The organism is Microbacterium luteum (genome assembly GCF_015277875.1).
Taxonomy (GTDB): domain Bacteria; phylum Actinomycetota; class Actinomycetes; order Actinomycetales; family Microbacteriaceae; genus Microbacterium; species Microbacterium luteum.
Genome location: NZ_CP063814.1, coordinates 2546814 through 2570861, shown reverse-complemented (window position 1 = coordinate 2570861; position 24048 = coordinate 2546814). Strand labels below are relative to the sequence as shown.

Annotated in this window: 20 protein-coding genes and 1 riboswitch; of the genes, 11 read left to right on the top strand and 9 right to left on the bottom strand. The window is 70.7% G+C overall.

Annotated elements, in window-relative coordinates:
• Window positions 1-188: 188 nt before the first annotated feature.
• A complete protein-coding gene (locus IM777_RS12625; RefSeq protein ID WP_194383611.1) occupies window positions 189-2024 on the top strand; it encodes an ABC transporter ATP-binding protein in 1836 nt (611 codons plus the stop codon).
• Complete coding sequence (locus tag IM777_RS12620) at window positions 2021-3835, top strand: ABC transporter ATP-binding protein (protein ID WP_194383610.1); 1815 nt, start codon at window positions 2021-2023, stop codon at window positions 3833-3835. The genes IM777_RS12625 and IM777_RS12620 overlap by 4 nt, the downstream gene beginning before the upstream one ends.
• A gap of 155 nt (window positions 3836-3990) precedes the next feature.
• On the opposite strand, the gene IM777_RS12615 is transcribed toward IM777_RS12620, so the two are convergent.
• Both IM777_RS12615 and IM777_RS12610 read right to left on the bottom strand, forming a co-directional pair.
• A complete protein-coding gene (locus IM777_RS12615; protein ID WP_194383609.1) occupies window positions 3991-4824 on the bottom strand; it encodes an endonuclease domain-containing protein in 834 nt (277 codons plus the stop codon).
• Window positions 4825-5195: 371 nt separating this feature from the next.
• Window positions 5196-5648: a GNAT family N-acetyltransferase gene (locus tag IM777_RS12610; protein ID WP_071044621.1), complete on the bottom strand. Its 453-nt coding sequence runs from the start codon at window positions 5646-5648 to the stop codon at window positions 5196-5198.
• Between the two features lie 131 nt (window positions 5649-5779).
• Between IM777_RS12610 and IM777_RS12605 the strand changes: the two genes are divergently transcribed.
• Window positions 5780-7999 (top strand): NADP-dependent isocitrate dehydrogenase, encoded by a 2220-nt coding sequence (locus IM777_RS12605; RefSeq protein WP_194383608.1) that lies wholly within the window; start codon window positions 5780-5782, stop codon window positions 7997-7999.
• Window positions 8000-8093: 94 nt separating this feature from the next.
• Here IM777_RS12605 and IM777_RS12600 read toward each other — a convergent pair whose 3' ends face one another.
• Complete coding sequence (locus IM777_RS12600) at window positions 8094-9584, bottom strand: L,D-transpeptidase family protein (protein ID WP_228480798.1); 1491 nt, start codon at window positions 9582-9584, stop codon at window positions 8094-8096.
• 105 nt (window positions 9585-9689) lie between these two features.
• On the bottom strand, window positions 9690-10169 hold the full coding sequence (locus IM777_RS12595) for a hypothetical protein (RefSeq protein ID WP_194383606.1): 480 nt from the start codon (window positions 10167-10169) through the stop codon (window positions 9690-9692).
• Window positions 10170-10331: 162 nt separating this feature from the next.
• Here IM777_RS12595 and IM777_RS12590 point away from each other — a divergent pair, with 162 nt between their 5' ends.
• The 6 genes from IM777_RS12590 to IM777_RS12565 all read left to right on the top strand — a co-directional run bounded on the left by IM777_RS12590 (window position 10332) and on the right by IM777_RS12565 (window position 16662).
• Window positions 10332-11531, top strand: coding sequence for an ROK family transcriptional regulator (locus IM777_RS12590; protein ID WP_194383605.1), 1200 nt, complete (start codon window positions 10332-10334; stop codon window positions 11529-11531).
• Between the two features lie 69 nt (window positions 11532-11600).
• Window positions 11601-12884, top strand: a complete 1284-nt coding sequence (locus tag IM777_RS12585) for an extracellular solute-binding protein (RefSeq protein WP_071044626.1) — start codon at window positions 11601-11603, stop codon at window positions 12882-12884.
• Between the two features lie 93 nt (window positions 12885-12977).
• On the top strand, window positions 12978-13955 hold the full coding sequence (locus tag IM777_RS12580) for a carbohydrate ABC transporter permease (protein WP_194383604.1): 978 nt from the start codon (window positions 12978-12980) through the stop codon (window positions 13953-13955).
• Window positions 13952-14923: a carbohydrate ABC transporter permease gene (locus IM777_RS12575; protein WP_071044627.1), complete on the top strand. Its 972-nt coding sequence runs from the start codon at window positions 13952-13954 to the stop codon at window positions 14921-14923. Before IM777_RS12580 ends, IM777_RS12575 begins: the two co-directional genes overlap by 4 nt.
• Window positions 14924-14966: 43 nt before the next feature.
• Window positions 14967-15890, top strand: a complete 924-nt coding sequence (locus IM777_RS12570; RefSeq protein WP_194383603.1) for an ROK family protein — start codon at window positions 14967-14969, stop codon at window positions 15888-15890.
• Complete coding sequence (locus IM777_RS12565; RefSeq protein ID WP_194383602.1) at window positions 15883-16662, top strand: glucosamine-6-phosphate deaminase; 780 nt, start codon at window positions 15883-15885, stop codon at window positions 16660-16662. The genes IM777_RS12570 and IM777_RS12565 overlap by 8 nt, the downstream gene beginning before the upstream one ends.
• A 96-nt stretch (window positions 16663-16758) precedes the next feature.
• Here the strand turns inward: IM777_RS12565 and IM777_RS12560 are convergent, their stop codons facing one another.
• Genes IM777_RS12560 through IM777_RS12540 form a run of 5 tightly spaced genes read right to left on the bottom strand, consistent with a single transcriptional unit; the run spans window position 16759 to window position 21615 of the window.
• A complete protein-coding gene (locus IM777_RS12560; protein ID WP_228480797.1) occupies window positions 16759-17157 on the bottom strand; it encodes an NUDIX hydrolase in 399 nt (132 codons plus the stop codon).
• Window positions 17154-18545: an FAD-binding oxidoreductase gene (locus tag IM777_RS12555; protein WP_194383601.1), complete on the bottom strand. Its 1392-nt coding sequence runs from the start codon at window positions 18543-18545 to the stop codon at window positions 17154-17156. The genes IM777_RS12560 and IM777_RS12555 overlap by 4 nt, the downstream gene beginning before the upstream one ends.
• A complete protein-coding gene (locus tag IM777_RS12550; protein WP_194383600.1) occupies window positions 18542-18934 on the bottom strand; it encodes a YrdB family protein in 393 nt (130 codons plus the stop codon). The genes IM777_RS12555 and IM777_RS12550 overlap by 4 nt, the downstream gene beginning before the upstream one ends.
• A gap of 9 nt (window positions 18935-18943) precedes the next feature.
• A complete protein-coding gene (gene nagA, locus IM777_RS12545) occupies window positions 18944-20122 on the bottom strand; it encodes an N-acetylglucosamine-6-phosphate deacetylase (RefSeq protein ID WP_194385618.1) in 1179 nt (392 codons plus the stop codon).
• Complete coding sequence (locus IM777_RS12540) at window positions 20119-21615, bottom strand: beta-N-acetylhexosaminidase (protein WP_194383599.1); 1497 nt, start codon at window positions 21613-21615, stop codon at window positions 20119-20121. Before IM777_RS12540 ends, nagA begins: the two co-directional genes overlap by 4 nt.
• 46 nt (window positions 21616-21661) lie before the next feature.
• Window positions 21662-21745, top strand: a riboswitch (ZMP/ZTP riboswitch).
• A 38-nt stretch (window positions 21746-21783) separates the two neighbouring features.
• On the opposite strand from IM777_RS12540, the gene glyA reads away from it, so the two are divergent.
• A complete protein-coding gene (gene glyA, locus IM777_RS12535) occupies window positions 21784-23058 on the top strand; it encodes a serine hydroxymethyltransferase (RefSeq protein WP_194383598.1) in 1275 nt (424 codons plus the stop codon).
• A 99-nt stretch (window positions 23059-23157) separates the two neighbouring features.
• Complete coding sequence (locus IM777_RS12530; protein WP_194383597.1) at window positions 23158-24048, top strand: bifunctional methylenetetrahydrofolate dehydrogenase/methenyltetrahydrofolate cyclohydrolase; 891 nt, start codon at window positions 23158-23160, stop codon at window positions 24046-24048.

The window sequence follows — 24048 nt, the reverse complement described above, 5'->3', positions numbered from 1 at the left end:
CTCGTCGCCGGGTTCGGGATCCTTCCCGACCGCGCCCGCTGAGTCTCCTCGCGCGCGCCCGGTGCATTCCGGGCATCTTCTGTCCCGTCCGTGCGTTCACCTGATCGCACGCCCTCCGATCTCTGCGCCATCCGGCGCCGCCCCACCGCTTCATCTGCGCGGTCCGCTCCACCACTCCCACAAGGATCATGACCACCACCGCTCCTGATCAGACCGATCCGACTCCGCACCGCCTCTCGACGCCGCGCGCGCTCGCGCGCCTCATCCCGTTCGCCAAGCCCGTCCTGCCGCGACTGGCGCTCGGCGCCGTGAGCGCTCTCGGCGCGAGCATCCTCGCCCTCATGATCCCGCTCATCCTCGAGGAGGTCGTGCGCGGCCCGATCGCCTCGGGCTCGACGGTTCTCATCGCGTGGGGAGCCGCCGCGATCCTCGGCCTCGGCCTGGCCGAGGCCCTCATGGTGTGGCTGCGGCGGTGGTTCGTGCTGGCACCGGCGACGCTCATGGAGTACGACATCCGGCAGACGTTCTACTCGCGTCTGCAGCGCCTGCCTGTCGCGTTCCACGACCGGTGGCAGTCGGGTCAGCTGCTCAGCCGCATGATGCAGGACATCAGCATGCTGCGTCGCTGGATCGCGTTCGGACTCGTGCTCCTCGTCGTGAACGTGCTGACGATCCTCGTCGGTGCGGCGCTGCTGTTCCGCTGGCACTGGGTGCTCGGCACGATCTTCCTCGTGACCTCGGCACCGCTGTGGTACGCCGGGTACCGGTTCGAGAAGACCTACGGGGTGCTCGCACGGCAGAGCCAGGATCAGGCAGGCGACCTGGCGACGAGCGTGGAGGAGAGCGTCCACGGCATCCGGGTGCTCAAAGCATTCGGCCGCGGCTCGCACGCGCTCAAGAAGTTCACCCGTCAGGCCGAGACCCTCCGCGAGACCGAGCTCGACAAGGCGCGCGCGGTGGGGTGGATCTGGTTCTGGCTCGTGCTGCTGCCCGACATCGCGTTCGCGCTCTGCCTCGGCGCGGGAATCTACCTGGTCGCCCTGGGGCAGCTCGGCGTCGGGGAGCTGGTGGCATTCTTCGCGATGACGACCATCCTGCGGTGGCCGGTCGAGTCGATCGGGTTCCTGTTCTCGTTCCTGCTGGATGCGCGCACCGCGACCGACCGCATCTTCGAGGTCTTCGACGAGCAGAACCCCATCGTCGATCCGGACGAGCCGAAGACGATCGCCGAGCCCCGCGGCGAGCTCGCGTTCGAGGGGGTCCATTTCCGCTACCAGGATGCGCGCGACCACGAGCGAGATCTGCTCGACGGCGTCGACCTCGTGCTGCGTCCGGGGGAGACGATGGCCCTCGTCGGCCTGACCGGTTCGGGGAAGACGACCCTCACGACCCTTCCCGGGCGCCTGTACGACGTCACCGCGGGGCGTGTCACCGTCGACGGCGTCGACGTGCGCGACCTCACGCTCGCGGAGCTGCGCACGCACGTGGGCATGGCGTTCGAGGACGCCACCCTGTTCTCGCAGACCGTGCGGGAGAACGTGCTGCTGGGGCGCGAAGACCTCGAGCCGGGCAGCGAGGAGGCCGAGCGCATCCTGCGCGAAGCGCTGCAGGTGGCGCAGGCGCACTTCGTCGACGATCTGCCGAACGGCGTGGACACCGTGATCGGCGAGGAGGGCCTGAGCCTGTCCGGCGGGCAGCGTCAGCGTCTCGCGCTGGCCCGCGCCGTTGCCGCACGGCCGTCGATCCTCGTGCTCGACGACCCGCTGTCCGCCCTCGACGTCGACACCGAGGCGCTCGTGGAGGATGCGCTGCGCGAGGTGCTGCACGACACCACGGCGATGATCGTCGCGCACCGCCCGTCGACGGTGATGCTCGCCGATCGGGTCGCCCTGCTCGAGGCCGGAAAGGTCACCGCGGTCGGGGCGCACTCCGATCTGCTGCGCGAGAGCGCCCACTACCGGCATGTGATCTCGAGCCTCGAAGACGACGAAGCGCGTGCGCGCGAGACGGAGGTGAACCTGTGAGCACCGGCATCATCGGAACCCGCGGCGAGGACCGCTCCGATTACACCCGCGAGGAGAGCCGGGCGATCCGGCGGCGCTCGCTGCGCCTGCTCGGCTCGCTCGTGAGCACCCTTCGCTGGCAGCTCGTGCTGGCCGCAGCCGTGCTCATCGTGTCGACGGTGCTGCGCGTGGCCGGCCCCGCTCTGATCACCTACGGCATCAACACGGCCCTCCCCGCAGCCGTCGATCGGATGGATTGGATGCCGACGGTGGGTGTCGTCGCCGTCTACCTGCTCACGGCGTTCGGAGGTGCCGGTCTCGTCGGCTGGTACGCCGTCGTCGCGGCGCGGCTGACCCAGGCGATCATGCTCGACCTGCGCAAGCGGATCTTCCTGCACACCCAGCGCCTGAGCCTGGAGTTCCACGAGTCCTACACCTCCGGCCGCATCATCTCGCGGCAGACGAGTGACCTCGACACCATCCGCGAGCTGCTCGACGGCGGTCTCAACGAGCTCGTCTCGGGGCTCCTCTACGGCGTGTTCACGCTCGCCGCGCTGCTGCTGCTCGATTGGCAGTCCGGCGTCATCATCGTGCTGATGGGCATCCCCCTCTTCTTCCTCATGCGGTGGTTCTACCTGCGCTCCCAGCTGGTCTACCGGGAGTCGCGTGTGATCAGCGCCCAGGTGATCGTGAAGTTCGTCGAGACGATGACGGGTGTGCGGGCGGTGAAGGCGTTCCGAAAGGAGCCGCGCAACGACGACGAGTTCGGCGGCCTCGCGATGCGGTACCGCGACGTCAACATGCGCTCGATCCGCCTCTTCGGCACGTTCGAGCCGGGACTCATGGCCATCGCGTCGGTGTCGCTCGCCCTCATCGTCTTCTGGGGCGGCGTGCGCGTGGCCGAGGGTGCGATGGCGATCGGAACCCTCGTGGGGGCGGTCCTCTACGTTCGGAACTTCTTCTCGCCGCTGCAGGAGGTGGCGTTCTTCCTCAACTCCTACCAGTCGGCCACCGCCGCGCTCGAGAAGGTCTCGGGCGTGCTCGAGGAGGAGCCGACGGTGCCCGACCCGGCGAAGCCGGTCGACCTGTGGCGGGCGCGCGGTCACGTGCGCTTCGACGACGTGCGCTTCGGATACTCCGAGGACCGGGTGATCCTGCCCGACTTCACGCTGGACATCCCCGCCGGACAGACCATCGCGCTGGTGGGAACGACGGGTGCGGGCAAGTCGACCCTGGCCAAGCTCGTCTCGCGGTTCTACGACCCCACCCGCGGCGCCATCACCCTGGACGACGTCGACCTGCGTCAGCTGCATCCGAAAGACCTGCGACGGGCCATCGTCATGGTCACGCAGGAGGCGTACCTGTTCAGCGGCACGGTTGCCGACAACATCGCGCTGGGCAAGCCCGACGCGACGATCGAGGAGATCCAGGATGCCGCGCGCGCCGTCGGCGCGCACGAGTTCATCGAGGCGCTTCCCGACGGCTACGCGACCGATGTGAACAAGCGCGGCGGCCGGGTGTCGGCGGGGCAGCGGCAGCTGATCTCGTTCGCCCGGGCGTTCCTGGCGAATCCGGCCGTGCTCATCCTCGACGAGGCGACCGCCTCGCTCGACATCCCGAGCGAGCGTCTGATCCAGGAGGCGCTCCAGACCCTGCTCGCGGATCGCACCGCGATCATCATCGCGCACCGGCTGTCCACCGTCGCGATCGCGGACCGCGTGCTCGTCATGGAGCACGGACGCATCATCGAGGATGACGCTCCCGCGGCCCTGATCGCCGGTGACGGCAAGTTCGCTCAGCTCCACAGTGCTTGGCAGCAGTCCCTGGTCTGACGCCCAGGGACGCCGGGCTTGGCAGCAGTCCCTGGTCTGATGCCCAGGGACGCCGGGCCCTCGCGGCCGCGCGGAGGTCGGAGAATCGGTCGGATGTCGGAGGATTCACGTCGGATTCCCCGACATCGGCTCGATTCTCCGACATCCGGAGTGGGTCATGCGAGGTGGGCGCCGGCGGCCATGGCTCGCCCGATCGTCCGCTCGACGGCCGGCCAGTCGTGGATCACCTGTGCGTAGCTGAATCGCAGCACCGTGTATCCGCGCAGACGAAGCTCGGCGTCGTGCCGCAGGTCGCGCGTGCGGTCCTTCGACGTCGAGTGATGCGCGAACCCGTCGAGCTGAACGACCAGGCGGTCACCGATCAGGAGATCGACCGGGTGCCCGGCGAGGTAGAGCTGCTGGCGGATCGGCACACCCCAGCGCGACAGGCGCACGATCGCGATCGTCTCGAGGCCCGAGTCGGAGAGCCCGTTGACCTCGGCGGCGCACTCGGCCGACGCGCGTGAGCGCCACCGCACCGAGCGGAGCGCGTCTGTCGAGAGGTTCTCGGAGCGGATGGCTGATTCCCACACCACGAGGGCCGCCTCGCGGTCGAGGCACGATGCGATGTGGGCCAGTGCATCCTCGACGGATTCGAGCAGCGATGACGGCGACACCGGGGAGAGCGGCTTCGTCCAGTGCGAGACGCCGTCGAACGGCACCGCTCGACCGTTGGGGCGGAAGTGCAGATGCGGCTGCACGTCGACCTGCTCCGGGATCCACCACCCCCGGCGTCGCGCGACCGAGAGGCACGCGACCCGTCCACCGAGTTCTGCGGCCCGGATCAGTTCGCCGTCGCCGCGCGGGAGGGCAATCCACACGCGGCGGATCCGGCGCACGCGCCCGGCCCGGACGGCGGCGGACACGGCACCCGTGGTGAATCCGGCCCGACCCACCTCGTCGCGATGGGCGATTCCCGCGCGCGCGGCCAGCCAGCTCTTCACATCCATGCCGACACGATGCCCGCTCAGCCGTCACTGCGGCTACCGGGCGCCGGAACTGTGGAGCGTGCGTTCCCGCGACCGGCCTGTGGAGGGTGCATCCCGCCGCCTCGTTCCGCCGATGTCGGAGAATCGCGCCGATGTCGGAGAATGACGGCCGAATCCTCCGACATCCGGCCGATTCTCCGACCTTGGGAAGGGGCGGGTGGGGGATGCGCGGCGGGCTCGGATGCGCGGCGGGCGCGGGCGGGCGCGGATGCGCGGCGGGCCGGGGTGATGCGAGGGCGACGGAGCCTCGGTGGGGGAGGGGAATCCGAGGCCCCGCCGCCGGAATGCGGCGACCGGGACCTTGTTTTGAGGGGTGGGCCGATCGCCGCCCGTCAGAGACGGATCTCGGCGATGACCTCACCGTACTCCGTCTCACCCACCGGGGTGAAGCCCATGCGCGTGAAGAACGCCTCGGGTCCGGCTTCGCCCTCTTCGTAGATGACGTTGAGCTTGTCGAGGCCACGGTCGCGCGCCTCGTCGAGCAGCTTCTCGATGGCGAAGCGGCCGATGCCGCGGCCCTGGTCGTCGGCGTCGACGTTGATGCGCCACAGCACGGAGCGGAAGTGCTCCTCGGGCGCTTCGGGATCGAAGCCGGCGCTGACGAAGCCGACGACCTCGTTCGCGTCGAGGACGACCCGCTGCCAGGATGTGCGCGGATCCGCGACCGTCGCGGCGATCCCATAGCTCACCGGAGCGAGGAACTGCTCCTGTCCGGGCTTGAGGGACATGTTGTTGACTGCGACGATCGTCGCGGCGGACAGTTCGACAAGTCGCAGCTCGGCCATACGCACAGGCTAGCCGGTAACCCCGTCGCCACACACGCACGCCGTCACGGGCCGCAACCGATTTATCTTGACGTCAAGATAAACAGGCGCCTGCGTTAGGCTGGAACGACAACCGAGCGAAAGACGAACAGGTGACCGACTCGACCATCATCTACACGTACACCGACGAGGCTCCCGCTCTCGCCACGGCGTCGTTCCTCCCGATCATCAAGGCCGTCACCGGCAAGGCGGGTGTCGACGTCGAGACCCGCGACATCTCGCTGGCCGGACGCATCCTGGCCGCCTTTCCGCAGAAGCTGACCGACGCGCAGCACGTCGGAGACGCGCTCGCTGAACTCGGCGGGCTGGCCACACTCCCCGAGGCGAACATCATCAAGCTGCCGAACATCTCGGCGTCGATCCCGCAGCTGAAGGCCGCCATCGCCGAGCTGCAGGCGCAGGGGTACGACATCCCCGACTATCCCGACGACCCGAAGACGGTCGAAGACAAGGATGTGCGCGCACGCTACGACCGCATCAAGGGCTCCGCGGTGAACCCGGTGCTGCGCGAGGGCAACAGCGACCGTCGCGCTCCCGGGGCGGTGAAGAACTACGCCCGCAAGTACCCGCACACCAACAAGCCGTTCCCGGCCGGCTCGAAGACGCGCGTGGCGACCATGGGCCACGACGACTTCAAGAGCAACGAGAAGTCCTGGGTGGCCGCCCACGACGACACGCTGACGATCCGCCACATCGGCGAAGACGGCGGCGAGACGATCCTCAAGAGCGATTTGAAGGTGCTGCCGCGGGAGGTCATCGACGCGACGTTCCTGTCGGCGGCGGCGCTGGACGCGTTCCTGGCCGACACGCTGAAGCAGGCCCAGGCCGACGACGTGCTCTACTCGGTGCATCTGAAGGCGACGATGATGAAGGTCAGCGACCCGATCATCTTCGGCCACGTCGTCAAGGCCTTCCTGCGGGATGTCTTCGCGACCCACGGTGAGAAGCTCACGGCAGCGGGGCTCACGCCCGACAACGGCCTCGGCTCGATCCTCACCGGGCTCGCGAGCCTCGACGGCGGTGCCGACATCGCCGCCGAGATCACCGCGGCGCTCGAGGCGGGCCCGCGCCTGTCCTACGTCAACTCCGACAAGGGCATCACCAACCTGCACGTGCCGAGCGACGTGATCGTCGACGCGTCGATGCCCGCGCTGATCCGCAACGGCGGCAAGATGTGGGGCGCCGACGGGGGAGAGGCCGACACGCTCGCCGTGATCCCCGACTCGTCGTACGCCGGCGTCTACCAGGCCGTGATCGAGGATGTCGTCGCGAACGGTCCCCTCGACCCGGCGACCATCGGCACGGTGCCCAACGTGGGGCTCATGGCGCAGAAGGCCGAGGAGTACGGAAGCCACGACAAGACGTTCGAGATCGCCGCTCCCGGCGTGGTGCAGATCGTCGACTCGGAGGGGACGGTGCTCATCGAGCACACCGTCGCCGCCGGAGACATCTGGCGTGCCACGCAGACCAAGCACATCCCGATCATGGACTGGGTGAAGCTCGCCGTCACACGGGCGCGCGCCACCGGTGCTCCCGCGGTGTTCTGGCTCGACGTCAACCGCGCCCACGACGCTCAGCTGATCGCGAAGGTGCACCAGGGCCTCGCGCTCCTGGACACCTCCGACGTCGAGATCGTGATCCTGCCGCCGGCCGAGGCGACGCGCTACACGCTGGAGCGGATGCGGCGCGGCGAGGACACCATCTCGGTCACCGGCAACGTGCTTCGCGACTACCTCACCGACCTCTTCCCGATCCTCGAGGTCGGCACGAGCGCCAAGATGCTCTCGATCGTGCCGCTGCTCGCCGGTGGGGGTCTGTTCGAGACCGGCGCGGGCGGCTCCGCCCCGAAGCATGTGCAGCAGCTGGTCGAGCAGAACTACCTGCGGTGGGACTCGCTCGGCGAGTTCTTCGCCCTGGCCGCGTCGCTCGAGCACCTGACCACGACGACCGACAACCCCCGCGCGCAGGTGCTGGCGGACACGCTGGATGCCGCGACCGGAACGTTCCTCGAGAACGACAAGTCGCCCGGCCGCAAGCTCGGTTCGATCGACAACCGCGGCAGCCACTTCTACCTCGCGCTGTACTGGGCGCAGGAGCTGGCCGGTCAGCAGGTCGACGCGGAGCTCGCGGAGATCTTCGCCCCCGTCGCCGCGGCCCTCGCGACGAACGAGCAGAAGATCGTCGACGAGCTCGCCGCCGTGCAGGGATCGCCCGTCGAGATCGGCGGCTATTACCGCCCCGACGGCGACGCGGTCGACAAGGTCATGCGTCCGTCGGCCACACTGAACGGCATCATCGACGCCCTCAGCTGAGTCCGGCTCGCACGAGAACGGCGCCTCACCCTCGCGGGTTGGGGCGCCGTTCTCGTGCGGTCGCGTTGTCAGCGGGCGGCGATGTCGCTCGGGCTCAGGCGTGGATCCACACGTCGGTGCCGTTGGCGGTCCAGTTGAAGATCTGCTCGGCCCGCCACTCGGGCATGCCGACGCATCCGTGGCTCATCGGCGTGCCCCAGTTGGAGTGCCAGTAGACGCCGTGGAAGGCCTGGTCGCCGTTGAAGTACATGACCCACTTGACGTCGGGGGTCGTGTAGGTCACCGGATCGCCGTTGGCATCACGGAGCACGTCGCCGTTGGCGTCGCGCTCGCTGCCGCGCATGGTCTGACTCGTGAGGTGCGCGTGAACCGTGTAGCGACCGGTGTAGGTCGGTGTGTTGCTCTGACCGCTCGAGATCGCCCAGCTGTCGACGACCCGGTCGTTCTCCTTCAGGTACAGCATCTGCGAGCTCAGGTCGACCTCGAGCAGACGCACCACCTCGGCAGTCTCGTAGGGGGTCTCGACCACCGGGAGCTGGTACGCGCCGTTCGCGGTGGCGACCTGCTCGGAGAAACCTGCGGCGATGCCGTCGGTGGTCTCCAGTTCGCGGCCGACGGTGCCCTCGTTCTCTTCCGCGAGGGTCGTGCCGGCCATGTTCACGAGGATCTTGTTGTTCACCGGGTCGCGGTTCACAGCCTCGGGCAGGGTGTCCACGACCTCCTGCACGGCGGACTCGTCGACGGCGATGTCGAGGGTGCCGCGCTCGCCGGGGGACAGCGTGATCCAGGAGGCGAGCGTCGAGGCCTCGATCGGAACGACCCGTTCGTCGCCGACGTAGAACCCGGCCTCGTCGAGCATCGTGTTCAGGCGCGCGGCCGTCGCCTCGGCGACGTAGGTCTCCCGTTCGGGCGAGACCGGCGAGGCGACGGCGTCGACCTCGATCGTGGTCTCGCCGGCCGCGAACGCGGTGGCGAGGCTCTCGCGCACCGCGCCGGCATCGACGCCGGTTCCGTCGACGCCGGGCGTCACGACGTAGGCGGTGCTGTCGGCGTCGAAGGCCACCTCGGCGTCGACGGGATCCGTGTACATCGCCGGGACGGCCGCGGCGAGGGCTTCGGCAGCGACGGCCTCGTCGATCGCCACGGGGGCGTCGAGGGGTTCGGGGAACCACGCCGTGACATTCCAGAGGGGATGCTCGGCGAAGGCGGTCTCGGCGAGAGCCTGTGCCTCGACGGTCGCTCCGAGGTCGGCGCCGGAGACACGGGCGTCGCCCCCGTCACCGGCGAGCACGACGGTCGTCTCGGCGAGTCGGCCGGAGATGGCGTCGGCGGCGGCGCCCTGCGTCATGAAGCCGACATGGACGCCGGCGACCGATGTGCCGGGCGCGATGAGCACGAGCGATGCTGCGGCCGCGCCGAGGGCCACGGCCCCCGCGCCGATACCGATCCACAGGCCGATGCGCCGTTTGCGCGGCTCCGGCTCGACCGGGGCCCACTCGTAGGTGGGATCGGTCGGAACCGTCGCGTCGTCGCCCGAGGTCGGTCCGCCCGCACCCTCGTCGACACCCGCGTCCGGTCGTGTCACGACATCCGTCACGCGCTCACCCCCGCCTGCTCTGCACGTTCATCCATGGTAAAGGAGGCCGGATGCGGGCGTGCTACGGATTGATCACGGTCTGCCGAGAATCGTTCAGCCCGCGCAGAGCTCCTCGAAGGCCGCGCCGGTCTCCTGGAAGCGGGTGCCGATCTCCTCCAGATCCTCGACCCCCGACGCGTCGCCCTCGCCGAGGGCGACGAACACCTCGCCGGCCTCCGCGAACATCTGCTGCAGATCGGGCACCAGCGCGGCGACCTCGTCGTTGGTGATCGCTCCGGCCTCGGTCGCGAGCTCCGCGGCAGCGGCCTCCATGGCCTCCGCGACCGCGGCCAGGTCGTCGGCATCGCCGCCTTCGAACTCGGCGGTCGCGTCGGTGATCGTCTGGGCGATCACGGCGCACGCGTCCTCGACGCTCTGGCCGTCGTCGCCGGGGGCGTCCTGCGACTGTCCGGTGCTCTCGTCCTCGGCCGTGGCTGCCGTGGCTGCGGTGTCGGGCTCTGCGTCGCCGGTGCATCCGACGAGCAGGAGCAGGGCCGCGGCGGTCATCGCGGCGGCGGGGAGGGTGCGGTTCATGAATCTCCTTCGCGGTGCTCCCAGCGTAGGCGAGGGGCATGCGCTCGGATTGTGAGAATGCGCTCACCGCAGCGTCACCGACGTGTAACGGTTTTGTAAATGCGCCGTGCAAAAGCGACGAAAGGGTTGCGGCGGCTTTGTTCGTAAGGTCTACTAACAAACATGTCTGCTCCGGACCTGCGGCCTGGCTCCTTCCTCTCGACGGATGCCACCCCCCTCGAGAACACCGCCCCCTCCGGCGGATTCGTCCGCGCCCGTGCCTCCCGCACCGGTGCGAAGGTGCTGCCCGAGCACGCGCGAGGGCACAACCGCTCGCTCGTCCTGCAGACCCTCTTCCACGGCGGCGCCATGAGTCGCGCCGACCTCGCGCGGGAGACGGGCCTCACGCGTGTGACGATCTCCGATCTCGTCGCGGGCCTCATCACCGACGGTTTCGTCGCCGAGCAGGGTGTCCGGGAATCCTCGCGGCCCGGAAAACCCGCGATCCTCGTCGATCTCGATCGTGACGGTCATCGCATCGTCGGTCTCGACCTGTCGGGCAGTGAAACCTTCCTCGGCGCCGTCCTCACGCTCGACGGCGACATCGTCGTGCGGTCGGAAGTGGCCGTGCCCGCCGACGCCGACGCGGCGCTCGGTGCGGTGATCGCGCTCGCCCGCGACCTCGTCGCCGACGCCCATGCGCCCGTGCTCGGCGTCGGCGTGGGCGCCCCCGGTGTGATCGACGCCCATGGCGTCATTCTCACCGCCCCCAACCTCGGCTGGGACGGCCTCGACCTCGAAGGCGAACTGCGCGAGGCGCTGGGGCTGCCGGTGCTCGTCGCGAACGACGCCAACGCTGCCGTGCTCGCCGAGTACACCTTCGGGGGCGCGAGCGAGGATGTGCTCCTCGTTCGGGTCGGTCGGGGTGTCGGTTCCGGGCTGCTCGCCGGGGGGCAGCCGGTGCGCGGCGCCCGGTTCGCCGCGGGCGAGATCGGTCACGTCACCGTCGGCACCGACGGTGGCCCGCGGTGCGCGTGCGGCAAGATCGGCTGTCTCGAGGCGTGGCTGGCGGTCCCAGCGCTGACCGCCCGGATCGCCGCGACCGCCGAACCCGCCGCCGGCGTGCTGCGCGACGCGGGCGAGCGCCTGGGGATCGCGCTCGCGCCCATCGTGGGCGTCCTCGACCTCCCCGAGATCGTGCTCTCGGGTCCTCGTGAACTTCTCGACGGTGCTCTTGCCGAGCAGGCCGTCGAGACCCTCCGCGCACGAACGCTCGCCACGCACCACGACGGCGTGCGGGTGCGGATGACGGAGCAAGGCCAGGACATCGTCCTGCGCGGCGCCGCCGTCATGGTCCTCTCGGCACAGCTCGGCGTCTCGTAGGGCCACGCTCCACCCTCCCCGGACGGGTCGCCCGGCTCGTCCTCACCAAGAAGAACGAAGGATGACACCATGAAGCACAAGCTCGGAGCGTTCGCGCTCGTGGGCGCCTCGGCTGTCGCTCTCGCCGGCTGCGCCGGTGGCAATGACGCCGCCTCCACGGAGCCCGAGACCGGCGACCTGACGGTCTGGCTCGTCGGCACCGACACCCCGCAGACGGCGCGCGACTACCTGACCGAGACCTTCGAGGCCGAGAACGAGGGCTGGACCCTCACGATCGAGGAGAAGACCTGGGCCGACGTCTCCGACACCTACACCGCGGCACTGTCGTCCAACGACAGCCCCGACGTCGTCGAGGTCGGCAACACCCAGGCGCTCGGCTTCGCCGACGCCGGACTGTTCCTCGACATCTCCGACATCCAGGAGGAGCTCGGCGGCGACGATCTGCTGAGCGGCCTGGTGGACGCCGGCACCTACGACGGCGCGCTGTACGCCGCGCCGTACTACGCCGGTGGTCGCGTCGTCTTCTACAGCCCCATGATGGTCGACGAGGTTCCCGCGACGCTCGAGGACTACGTCGCTCAGGGCGAGGCGCTCACCACCGACAGCGTCTCGGGCATCTACGCCCCCGGCAAGGACTGGTACAACGCGCTTCCCTACGTCTGGGCCTACGGCGGCGAGATCGCGGTGCAGGACGGCGACACGTGGGACGCGCAGTTCTCGAGCCCGGAGAGCATCGAGGGGCTCGAACTGCTGCAGCAGGTCTACCTCAACGCCTCGGTCGCCCCCGCCGATGGCAACGAGCTCATGGCGAACATCGCGTTCTGCGACGGCGAGGCCGGCTTCATCTCCAGTCCCGCATGGGCCGCCGGCAACCTCACCGGCGACTGGCCGTGGGGCGACGAGGCCGCCGGTGAAGAGGTCGAGGAAGGATGCCCCGACACCTACGCGAAGGACCTCGGCGCGTTCGCGCTGCCGGGCCTCGTCGAGGGTGAGACGGCGCCGATCTTCGCCGGCGGGTCCAACGTGGCCGTCGCCACCAAGAGCGCAGCGCCCGAGAAGGCCAAGGCCGCCCTGGAGATCATGCTCTCCGAGGGCTACCAGACGCTGCTCGCCGAGCAGGGCCTGACGCCCGGGATCGTGTCGGCCGCCGCATCGCTGCCGGACACCCCGGTCGCCCAGGCGCAGGCCGCCGCGCTCGCCAACTCCAAGGGCACCCCGGCCAGCCCGAACTGGGCCGAGGTCGAGGCTGCGCAGATCATCCCCGACGCCCTCGTCGGCATCGCCCAGGGCGGGGATGTGACCGAGATCGCGACGTCGCTCGACGAGCAGATCGAGGCCATCCTCAACGACTGACACCCGTCGGTCTTCGCAGGGGGTCCGGCCCCACCGGGCCCCCTGCATCCCTGTCCACACCCCCGCATCCGCACCACCGAGAGAGGAGGCGACATGAGCGAGACCCGTGCCCTCACCGTGGGACGCCCGGCCTCCGGGCGACGCCCGACCACGTCGCTCACCCCGCGCGAGCGCTCCCGGCGGCGCCGCGAAGCCCGCGGCGCGTGGTCGCTGCTCACCCCGTCGCTGATCATCCTCGGCGTCATGGTGGGCTACCCCGCCGTGCTGATGGTGATCCAGTCGTTCACCGACTACACGGTGAAGAACAAGGTGCAGGGCACCCTCCCCGCCTTCGTCGGTCTCGAGAACTACATCGACCTGTTCACCCAGTCCGACTTCCCGGCCGTGCTCATGCGCAGCCTCGGGCTCATGGTCGTGCTCACCGTGCTCAACATGGGTCTCGGCGTGCTGGTCGCGGTGCTCATGACCCGGCTCTCGCGTGCCTGGCGCATCGTCGTGTCGATCGGGCTCCTGCTCGCATGGGCCATGCCGCCCCTGACGGCAACGGTCGTCTGGGGGTGGATCTTCGACACCGAGTACGGCGTCGTGAACTGGGCGATGAACACCCTCACCGGCACGACCGACTGGACCAACCACTCGTGGCTGCTGAACCCGTGGTCGTTCTTCTTCGTCCTCACGATCATCATCGTGTGGCAGTCGGTGCCCTTCGTGGCCTTCACCACCTACGCCGGTCTCGGACAGGTTCCCGGCGAGGTGCTCGAAGCCGCCTCCCTGGACGGCGCGCACCCGTGGAAGCGGTTCTGGTTGGTCGTCTTCCCGTACCTGCGCAGCATCCTCACCGTCGTCCTCGTGCTGCAGATCATCTGGAACCTGCGCATCTTCACCCAGGTCTACGCGCTGCAGAGCCGCGGCGGCCTCGCCTCCGAGACGAACGTGCTCGGCACCTACCTGTTCCGCCAGGGCGTCGGCGAATTCGGGGCCACCGCGGCTATCGGCGTCGTCATGGTCATCCTGCTGCTCGTCCTCTCCTGGGGATACGTGCGCACCACCCTGAAGGAGGAGGAGCTGTGAGCACACAGGTCACCACCGCCACCCAGGTCGGCACCGTCGGCGTCGACGAGGTGCTCGGCGAGCCGGGTTCGCCGAACCGCCCCGCGCCCCGGTCCCTGCAGGCGCGGCGCCCCTCGAGCCGGCGCGTGCTCACCCGCACGCTCCTCAACGTCGCCGCGGCGATCGTCTTCGCCATGAGCGTGTTCCCGGTGTACTGGATGATCAACATGTCGCTGACGCCCAACAGCGAGATCATCACGCGCGAGCCGAGCTTTCTGCCCTTCGATTTCACGCTGCAGAACTACCTCACGGCGTGGACGCGCGAAGCGGCCCCCGGACAGACCGACTTCCCGCACGCGCTCATGACCTCACTCACGGTGACCGCCGGCGTGCTCGTGGCCACCCTGCTGTTCGCCTTCCTCGCCTCGATCGCCGTCGCGCGATTCCACTTCAAGGGACGCCGCGGGTTCATCGTCTCGGTCCTCATCGTGCAGATGATCCCCGGTGAGGCGATGATGTTCACGATCTACGGGATGATCGACGACTGGCAGCTGATGAACACCCTGCTCGGTCTCGGCATCGTCTACACCGCCGCGGTCATCCCCTTCACGATCTGGACGCTTCGCGGATTCGTGGCGGGGGTCCCCGCGGATCTCGAAGAAGCGGCCATGATCGACGGGTGCACGAAGTCGCAGGCGTTCTGGAAGGTCACCTTCCCGCTGCTGGCGCCCGGGCTCATCTCGACCGGCATCTTCGCGTTCATCCAGTCGTGGAACGAGTTCACGATGGCGCTGCTTCTCATGAGCGGCTACAACCTTCCGCTCATGCCGTGGCTGAACGCCTTCCAGTCCTCCAGCGTCGGCGGCTCCGTCGACTGGGGCGCCGTCATGGCCGGCTCGACGCTCATCGCCATCCCGGTGATGATCTTCTTCCTCATCGTGCAGGGCAAGATGACCGGAGGGCTCGTGGCCGGGGCGGTCAAGGGCTGATGGCGCCGCGCACCACCGCCGCCTTCGAACGGGAGCGCGGCCGATGAGGGTCGGGCTCGACGTCGGGGGCACCAAGACCGACGCCGTGGTCGTCGACGACGCCGCTCGCGTGCTCGCCCGCACGCGGCTGGCCACCGGCTGGGGCGTCGACGCGGTCGGCGCGACCATCGTGCGCGCCGTCGACCTGGTCGCCGCCGAAGCCGGCGTCGGCCGCGACGGGATCCGGTCGGTCGGGATCGGGATGCCGGGGCAGGTCGCCCCGGGCTCCACCCGCGTCGTGCACGCGGTGAACCTCGGCGTGCACGACCTCGACGTCGCCAGCACCGTCGAGCCGATGCTCGGCCTTCCCGTGCGGGTCGAGAACGACGTGAAGGCGGCTGCGCTCGGCGCGCACGCCCTGCACGGTGCTGGAACCGGGACCATGGCCTATCTCAACCTCGGCACCGGCGTCGCCGCCGGCATCGTGGTCGACGGGCAGCTGTGGCGCGGCGCCGGCGGAAGCGCCGGCGAGGTCGGGCACATCTCCGTCGACCCGGCGGGTCCACCGTGCCGGTGCGGACAGCGCGGATGCATCGAGGCGCTCGCGGGCGGGGGAGCCGTCGCGGAGCGGTGGGGGCGCCCCGGAGCGCTTCCCGTGCGCGACGTCTTCGACGCCGCCGACGCCGGAGACCCCCGGGCCGTCGCGCTGCGCGCGGACCTCGCACGCGGCGTGGCCTCGGCGATCCGCGTGCTCGTGCTCACCGCCGACGTCGACACCGTCGTGATCGGCGGCGGGCTCAGCGCCCTCGGCGAGCGGCTCACCGGCCCGGTGGTCGACGAGCTCGACGCCGGCGCCGCCGCGTCGGCGTTCATCCGCTCCCTCCACCTGCGCGATCGGGCGACCCTGCTGCCGCCGGCATCACCGGCCGCAGCGCTCGGCGCCGCTCTGGTCGGCCGGGCCAGCGAGGAGGTGCTTGCGCATGGCTGAAGTCGTCATCGTGCCCGACGCCCGCGCGGCCGGTGCGCTCGTGGCCGACGCGATCGCGCGGGTGATCGAGGCGCGGCCCGACACGGTGCTGGGACTTGCGACCGGTTCGACTCCGCTCCCGGTGTACGAAGCGCTGCGCGGGCGGCTGGCGGGCACCGACCTGTCGCTTGTGCGCGGCTTCGCGCTCGATGAGTACGTGGGGATCGATCCCGCCCATCCACAGAGCTACCGGTCGGTGATCTCGCGCGAGGTGGTCGACCCGCTCGGGCTCGACCCCGCGCGCGTGCACGTTCCCGACGGGAGCCCCGCGGGCATCGAGCACGCCGGGTCGGACTACGAGGCGGCGATCGAAGCCGCGGGCGGTGTCGACCTGCAGATCCTCGGCATCGGCACCGACGGGCACATCGGATTCAACGAGCCGGGGTCGTCGTTCGCGTCGGTCACGCGCGTGAAGACGCTGACGGAGCAGACCCGCCGCGACAATGCCCGCTTCTTCGACACGATCGACGATGTGCCGATGCACTGCATCACGCAGGGGCTCGGCACGATCCTCCGCGCCCGGCACCTGATGCTCCTGGCCTTCGGCGAGGGCAAGGCGGCCGCGGTGGCCGCGGCGGTCGAAGGCCCGCTGTCGGCGTCGTCGCCGGGCTCGGCCATCCAGCTGCATCCCCACGCCACGGTGGTCCTCGACGAGGCGGCGGCGACGGACCTCGCCCACGCGGACTACTACCGCTACGCCTACGCGAACAAGCCGGCCTGGCAGCGCCTCTGACGCCGCGTCGAGCCGGCCCCTTCCCGCCGAGCCGGCCCGTTCTTCGCGTCGCGAGAGGGCCGGCTCGACGCGAACGGGGTGGATCGGCGAAGGCGGTCAGCGCCAGGCAAAGCGGATGAGGTGGTTGCGGCTCAGGTTCGCCAGCGGTGTGTCGGGCACCTCGGCCGGCGTCAGCCAGCGGAGCTCCTCGATCTCTCCCGACGCGGTCGCCTCAGCCGGGCCGACCCGCAGGAGGAACGCGTCGCCGACGACGCGGTGGCCGGGCTCGTTCGCGGCGTCGTCGGCGAAGCGCCCGAGCGGCACGTAGTCGCCCGGGTCGGCGGCGATGCCGGTCTCCTCGGCCACCTCGCGCACGACGGCCGCCAGGGCGTCTTCACCCGCGTCGGGCTTGCCGCCCGGCTGCTGGAAGACCCGCGCGCCGCGCTTTCGCACCACGAGGGTGCGACCGTCGTCGGCGACGACCACCGCGGCCGCCACGTGGATCGTGCCGCTCACCGGGCGAACACCTTCCCCGGGTTCAGGATGCCGTCCGGATCGAACACGCGGGTGATCTGGCGCTGGATCTCCCACTGGTCGTCGCCGAGCTCGTCGGCGAGCCATCGGCTCTTCAGCACGCCGACGCCGTGCTCACCGGTGAGGGTGCCGCCGAGGGCGAGCGCGGCGCGGAAGAGCGCGTCGGCCGCGCGCCACACGACCGGGGGCACCTCGACGACGCCCGACGCGTCGGGGGAGGCGTCGAACACGAAGTTCGGATGCAGGTTGCCGTCGCCGGCGTGGGCGACGGTGGGGATGGGCAGTCCGTACTCGCGCTCGACGCGGGCGATTTCGTCGAACATCGCCGGGAGGGCGCTGCGGGGCACCGAGACGTCTTCGATGAGGGTCGTGCCGAGGCGTTCCATGGCCGGATGCATCGCGCGGCGCACCGCGAGCAGTCGTTCGCCCTCCATCGGGTCGCGCGTGACGGCGACCGTGCCGCCGGCGTCGGCGAGCATCCGCCCGATCGCCTCGGCGTCGGCTGCCGCCGAGATGCCGTCGGTCTGGATGGTCAGCTGCGAGGCGCCCGGTGTCGGCGCGGTCAGCCCGAGGTGAGCGTGCACGGCGGCGAGGGAAGCCGCATCCATGAGCTCCATGATCGCCGGCTGCACCCCGGACGCGGTGACGGCGGCGGATGCGGTCGCCGCGTCGCGCACCGCCGGGAAGGTCGCGGCGATCGTGCACACCTCGCCCGGCACGGTGCGCCGGAGCTTGAGGGTCGCCCCGACGATCACTCCGAGCGTCCCCTCGGAGCCGATCATGAGCGACGTGAGGTCGAGACCGGTGACGCCCTTGACGGTGCGATGGCCCAGGCGCAGCAGGCGGCCGTCGGCGAGCACGACGTCGACGCCGAGCACCGCATCGCGCACGACGCCGTACTTTGCGCACAGCAGGCCTCCCGCTCCGGTGGCGATGTTGCCGCCCACCGTCGAGATGGCGCGGCTGGCCGGATCGGGGGCCCACCAGAGGCCCTGCGGCGCGAGGGCCGCGTTGAGGTCGGCGTTGAGGATGCCCGGTTCGACGACGGCGATCAGGTCGTCGGGGCGCACCTCGAGGATGCGGTCCATCCCGCGCACCGAGAGGGCGATCTCGCCGTCGCCGGCGTTCGCGGCACCCGCGAGGCCCGTACCGGCGCCGCGGGTCACGACGGGCGTGCCGGTGGCGGTGGCGACGCGAAGGGTCGCCTGCACGTCCTCGACCGAGCCGGCGTGCACGACCGCGACGGGGATGCCCGCTGCGGCGTGCCCGGACTTGTCGGCCCGAGCGGCACGACGGGCGTCGAAGGAGACGTCGACGCGATCGCCGAGCTCGGCGGCGAGACGGGCGACGACCTCGACGGCGTCGGTCACGACAGGCGGCGCCGTCCGACCAGCACGCCGCACGTCACGGCGATCACGGCGAAGACGACGCCGATCCACGCGTAGCCGAGGTCCCACCAGGCGATCGTGGCCGACAGGTAGACCAGCAGCTCGACGAGACCCCGGATGAACGGGTGCACGGCGAAGACCGCGCGCGGGGAGACGAACAGTGCCCACACGACCAGGGCGAGGGTCGGTGCCCCGACGCCGACGACGATGTTCCACGGCAGGTCGAACGCGAGGAACCCCCACAGCGCCAACGAGCCGAGCGCGAACAGCTCGCATACGAAGGCGAGGATGTCGAGGCCGGTGAGCGGTGCGCGCATGCCGGGCGCGGGGGAAGCGGGCGCGGCCGAGGAGGGTGAGGCGTTCTCGGGCATGCTCCGATTCTACGCCGCGCCCTCTTCGGGGCCCGCGGACGCGCGTCCGCCCGTCCACACGCGGCGCACCTCGAGGTCACGGGTGAGCAGGACCGCGTCGGCGAGCATGCCGGGGGCCAGAGCGCCGAGGTCGTCTCGCCCGATCGCGCGAGCCGGGGCGGCCGTGAGGGCGTGGACGGCGTCGGGGAGCGATACGCCCGCCTCGATCGTGCGCCGGAGGGCGGCATCCTGCGTGAGCGTCGACCCGGCGATCGCACGCGTCCCCTCCGCGAGTCGGGCGACACCCCCCTCGACGTCGACCCGCTGGCTGCCGAGCTCGTACGCGCCGTCGGGGCGTCCGGTCGCCGCCATGGCGTCGGTGATCAGGGCGATGCGGTGCGGCGCGGCCGCGAATGCGATGCGCACGGTCTCGGGATGCAGGTGCACGCCGTCGGCGATGATCTCCAGCGTCACGCGGGAATCGGCCGCGGCGGCCGCCATCGGACCCGGGTGCCGGTGGTGCAGCCCGGGCATCGCGTTGAAGGCGTGCGTGAGGATGCCGGCGCCGGCGTCGAACGCCGCGCGAGCGAGGTCGAAGCCGGCAGCGGTGTGACCGACGGCCGGCACGACGCCCGCCTCTCGCAGGCGGGCGATGGCAGCCAGGGCGCCGGGGCGCTCCGGCGCGAGGGTGACCTGCCGCACGGTGCCGCGTCCGGCCTCGAGCAGGCGGTCGACCGCGTCGGGGGTCGGATCGAGGAGCGCGCGCTCGTCGTGCGCGCCTCGGCGGCCGCGGTCGAGGAAAGGTCCCTCCAGGTGCGTCCCCAGCACATCGGGATCGGTGCCGGCGACGTCGGCGACGACGCCGGCGCGCGCGGCGAGCACCTCGATCGGTGCCGACACGAGCGAGATCAGGCCGCGGGTCGTGCCGTGGCCGCGGTGCAGGGCGCGCGCGGTGCGGATGGCGTCGGCGCCCTCGTCGAACGACGCGCCCGCGCCGCCGTGGGCGTGCAGGTCGATGAAGCCGGCAGTGAGCACGGCGCCGTCACCCGCGACGGCCGACGCATCGACGACGTCGACCCCGGCATCCGTCGTCGCAGCCCACCCCGACCCGGTGCCGACGGCCGCCACCCGGTCGCCGTCGAAGCGCACCCACGCGTCGGCGGTCACCGCGCCGCCGGTGACCAGGCGCGCGGAGTGGATGACGGTCACGCCCACGGGATCTCCCCACTGGCGTGGAAGCGGATGCCCCGCGCGGCCCAGCGCGGGCCCTGCGCGCCGACCCGGTGCCGGAACGAGTCCCACGTGCGCTCCGGGGAAGCGTCGGTCGGCGGAGACCACGCGGCTTCGGCGGCCGCCGCGATGCGCGGGAAGGCGAGGGCGTCGATGTCGGCGGCGGTGCGCACCGTCTCCGTCCACAGCGGCGCCTCCACGCCGAGGATGTCGTCCTCGTCGAGACCGCCGATCACCGTGGACGGCTCCCATTCGTAGGCCCGCCGCACGCTCGTGGGGCCGTTCGCCCACGTGAGCCCGAGGGGGAAGTCGGCGTCCGGCTTCATATCGAGGTAGACCGCGTCGGCGGGGGAGAGGATGATGCGGCCGCCTCGCGCGACGAAGCTCCGTATCGTCTCGGCGGACCCGTCCACCGGCGTGGTGAACCCCCAGTACTGGCCGGTCGTGCCGGCGGCGAGGTGGTCCGCGGCGCCGGCCTCGTGCCAGGCGACGGGGGTCTTGCCGAGCCCCGTGATGATCTCGGTGACGCGGGCGACGAACGAGGCATAGCGCGCCGGGTCGGTGCCGAGGGCCTCGTCGCCGCCGAGGTGCAGGTACGGCCCCGGGGTGAGGGCGGCGAGATCGGTGAACACGTCGGTGACGAACCGGTCGACCTCGTCGTCGCCGATGCGCAGGGACGAGAAGCCGACCGCCAGCCCGCGGTAGGGCTCCCCGGTGCGGGGGAGGCCGCCGCCGAACGCGTCGGCGGCCGCGCGCACCTCGTCGGTGATCACCGGCTCCGCCGCGAGGGCGGGGTAGGCGAGGGACACCGCGTGGGTGTGCCCGGGCATGTCGAGCTCGGGCACGACGGTCATGTGACGGGAGGCCGCGTGGGCGACGATGCGGGCGTAGTCCGCCGCCGAGTACCAGCCGCCATCGTCGGCGCCGATAGCCGTCGCCGAGGCGCGCTGGGCGAGCTCGGGTCGCGACGGGAGGGCGATCCGCCATCCCTGGTCGTCGCTCAGGTGCAGGTGCAGGTGGTTGGCCTTCAGGGAGGCGGCCCGGTCGATCCATCTGCACACCGTGTCGACGTCGAAGAAGTGGCGTGCGACGTCGAGCATGACCCCGCGGTAGGCGAACCGGGGGCGGTCGGTGATCCGGACGGCGGGGATCAGCCATCCATTTTCATCGCGGGCGACGAGCTGCAGGAGGGTCTGCACGCCGTAGAACAGGCCGGCGGGGTCCGCCCCGGTGACCACCACGCCGTGCGCCGACGCATCCAGCGTGTACGACTCGGGGGCTCCGTCCGTCGCGACATCGAGTCGGATGCCCTCATCCGACCCGATGGTGGTGCCCGTGACCGCCTCGAGCTCGCGGCGCAGCAGCGCCGCGCAGGTCTCGTCGCCGGTGACGCCGGCGCTCGCGTCGAGCCGGAAGGCGGGCTCGTCGAGGGCGGTGGTGGACGCCGGGTAAGGCACCAGCGGAAGGCTCATGTAAGGCAACCTAACAAACTCCGGCCGAGACGGCATCCGTTATGATCGGGGATGTCGCGACTGGCGTTGAGGTGGATGACCACCGGGAAGCGACCGCATGGCACGTCGACCGCACGCCTGGGCCGATCGAACACTCGGAATCCCGATCCCGTCTGCAAGGAGAACGCCATGACCGACTCTTTCTTCACGGCCCCGCTGGCCGAGGTCGACCCCGAGATCGCGCAGGTGCTCGAGCGCGAGCTCGACCGCCAGCGCGGCTACCTCGAGATGATCGCCTCGGAGAACTTCGTTCCCGTCTCGGTGCTGCAGTCGCAGGGCTCGGTGCTCACCAACAAGTACGCCGAGGGATACCCCGGTCGCCGCTACTACGGCGGCTGCGAAGAGGTCGATGTGGCCGAGGAGCTCGCGATCGCGCGCGCCAAGGAGCTGTTCGGTGCGGAGTTCGCCAACGTGCAGCCCCACTCCGGCGCCACCGCGAACGCGGCCGTGCTGCACGCGATCGCCCGGCCGGGCGACACCATCCTGGGCCTCGCGCTCGACCAGGGCGGCCACCTCACCCACGGCATGAAGATCAACTTCTCGGGCCGCCTCTACGACATCGTCGCTTACGGCGTCGACCCCGAGACGAGTCTGATCGACATGGACGAGGTGCACCGCCTCGCCGTCGAGCACGAGCCCAGGGTCATCATCGCCGGCTGGTCGGCGTATCCGCGTCAGCTCGACTTCGCCCGCTTCCGCGAGATCGCCGACGAGGTCGGCGCGTACCTGTGGGTGGACATGGCCCACTTCGCGGGCCTTGTCGCAGCCGGCGTGCACCCGTCGCCGGTTCCCCACGCCCACGTGGTCTCCTCCACGGTGCACAAGACCATCGGCGGACCTCGCTCGGGCTTCATCCTCACCAACGACGCCGACCTCGCCAAGAAGATCAACACCGCCGTCTTCCCGGGTCAGCAGGGTGGCCCCCTCATGCACGTGATCGCCGCCAAGGCGACCGCCTTCAAGCTCGCCGGCACCCCGGAGTTCCGCGACCGTCAGGAGCGCACCGTGCGCGGTGCCGCGATCCTCGCCGAGCGTCTCCAGCGCGAAGACGTCGCCGGCGCCGGCGTGACCGTGCGCTCCGGCGGCACCGACGTGCACCTCGTGCTCGTCGACCTGCGCGACGCCGAGATCGACGGCAAGCAGGCCGAAGACCTCCTGCACGAGATCCACATCACCGTCAACCGCAACGCCGTGCCGAACGACCCGCGTCCGCCGATGGTCACCTCTGGTCTGCGCGTCGGCACGCCCGCCCTCGCCACCCGCGGCTTCGGTGACGACGAGTTCGCCGAGGTCGCCGACATCATCGCCCTGGCCCTGCTGCCCGGCGCCGACGTCGAGGCTCTGCGGGCCCGCGTGGCTGCGCTCACCGGCGCCTTCCCGCTCTACCCCGAGCTGCAGCAGTAACGCCGGGACGACATCCGAAAAACCACTTCTGCCCCGAGACATCACGCAATGCCCGATGTCTCGGGGCGGGATGTGTTTATCGATCCGAGAGGGAGCGTCATGACCGCGCAGAAGCTGGACGGAAAGGCCGCGTCGGCGGCGATCAAAGACGAGTTGCGCGCGCGGGTCGCCGCGCTCGCCGAGAAGGGGGTCGTGCCCGGGATCGCGACGGTGCTCGTCGGCGCCGATCCGGCATCGCAGCTGTACGTCGGCATGAAGCACCGCGCCAGCGAGGCGATCGGGATGAACTCCATCCAGCGCGAGCTGCCCGCCGACGCCACGCAGACGGACGTCGAGGCGCTCATCGACGAGCTCAACGCCGATCCGAGCTGCCACGGCTACATCGTGCAGCTGCCGCTGCCGAAGCACATCGACACCGACGCGGTCCTCGAGCGGATCGATCCCGCCAAGGACGCGGACGGGCTGCATCCGACGAACCTCGGTCGGCTCGTGCTGAACGTGAACGCCCCGATCACGACGCCGCTGCCGTGCACGCCGCGCGGTGTCATCGAGCTGCTGCAGCGCAACGGCTACGACCTGAACGGCAAGCACGTGGTGGTCGTCGGGCGCGGTGTCACCATCGGCCGCTCGATCGGCCTGCTGCTGACCCGGCGCGAGATCAACGCGACGGTGACGCTCACGCACACCGGCACGGCCGACCTGTCGCAGCACCTGAAGCAGGCGGATGTCATCGTGGCCGCCGCGGGCGTGAAGCACATCGTGCGCGCGGCGGACGTCAAACCCGGCGCGGCGGTGCTCGACGTCGGTGTGACGCGCGAGACCGACCCCGAGACCGGCAAGAGCGCGGTCTATGGTGACGTGGACCCGGATGTGGCGGATGTCGCCGGCTGTCTCTCCCCGAATCCCGGCGGCGTCGGCCCGATGACCGTCGCGCTGCTCATGACGAACGTCGTCGAGGCCGCCGAGCGCGGTTGTCCGGCTGAGAGGTGA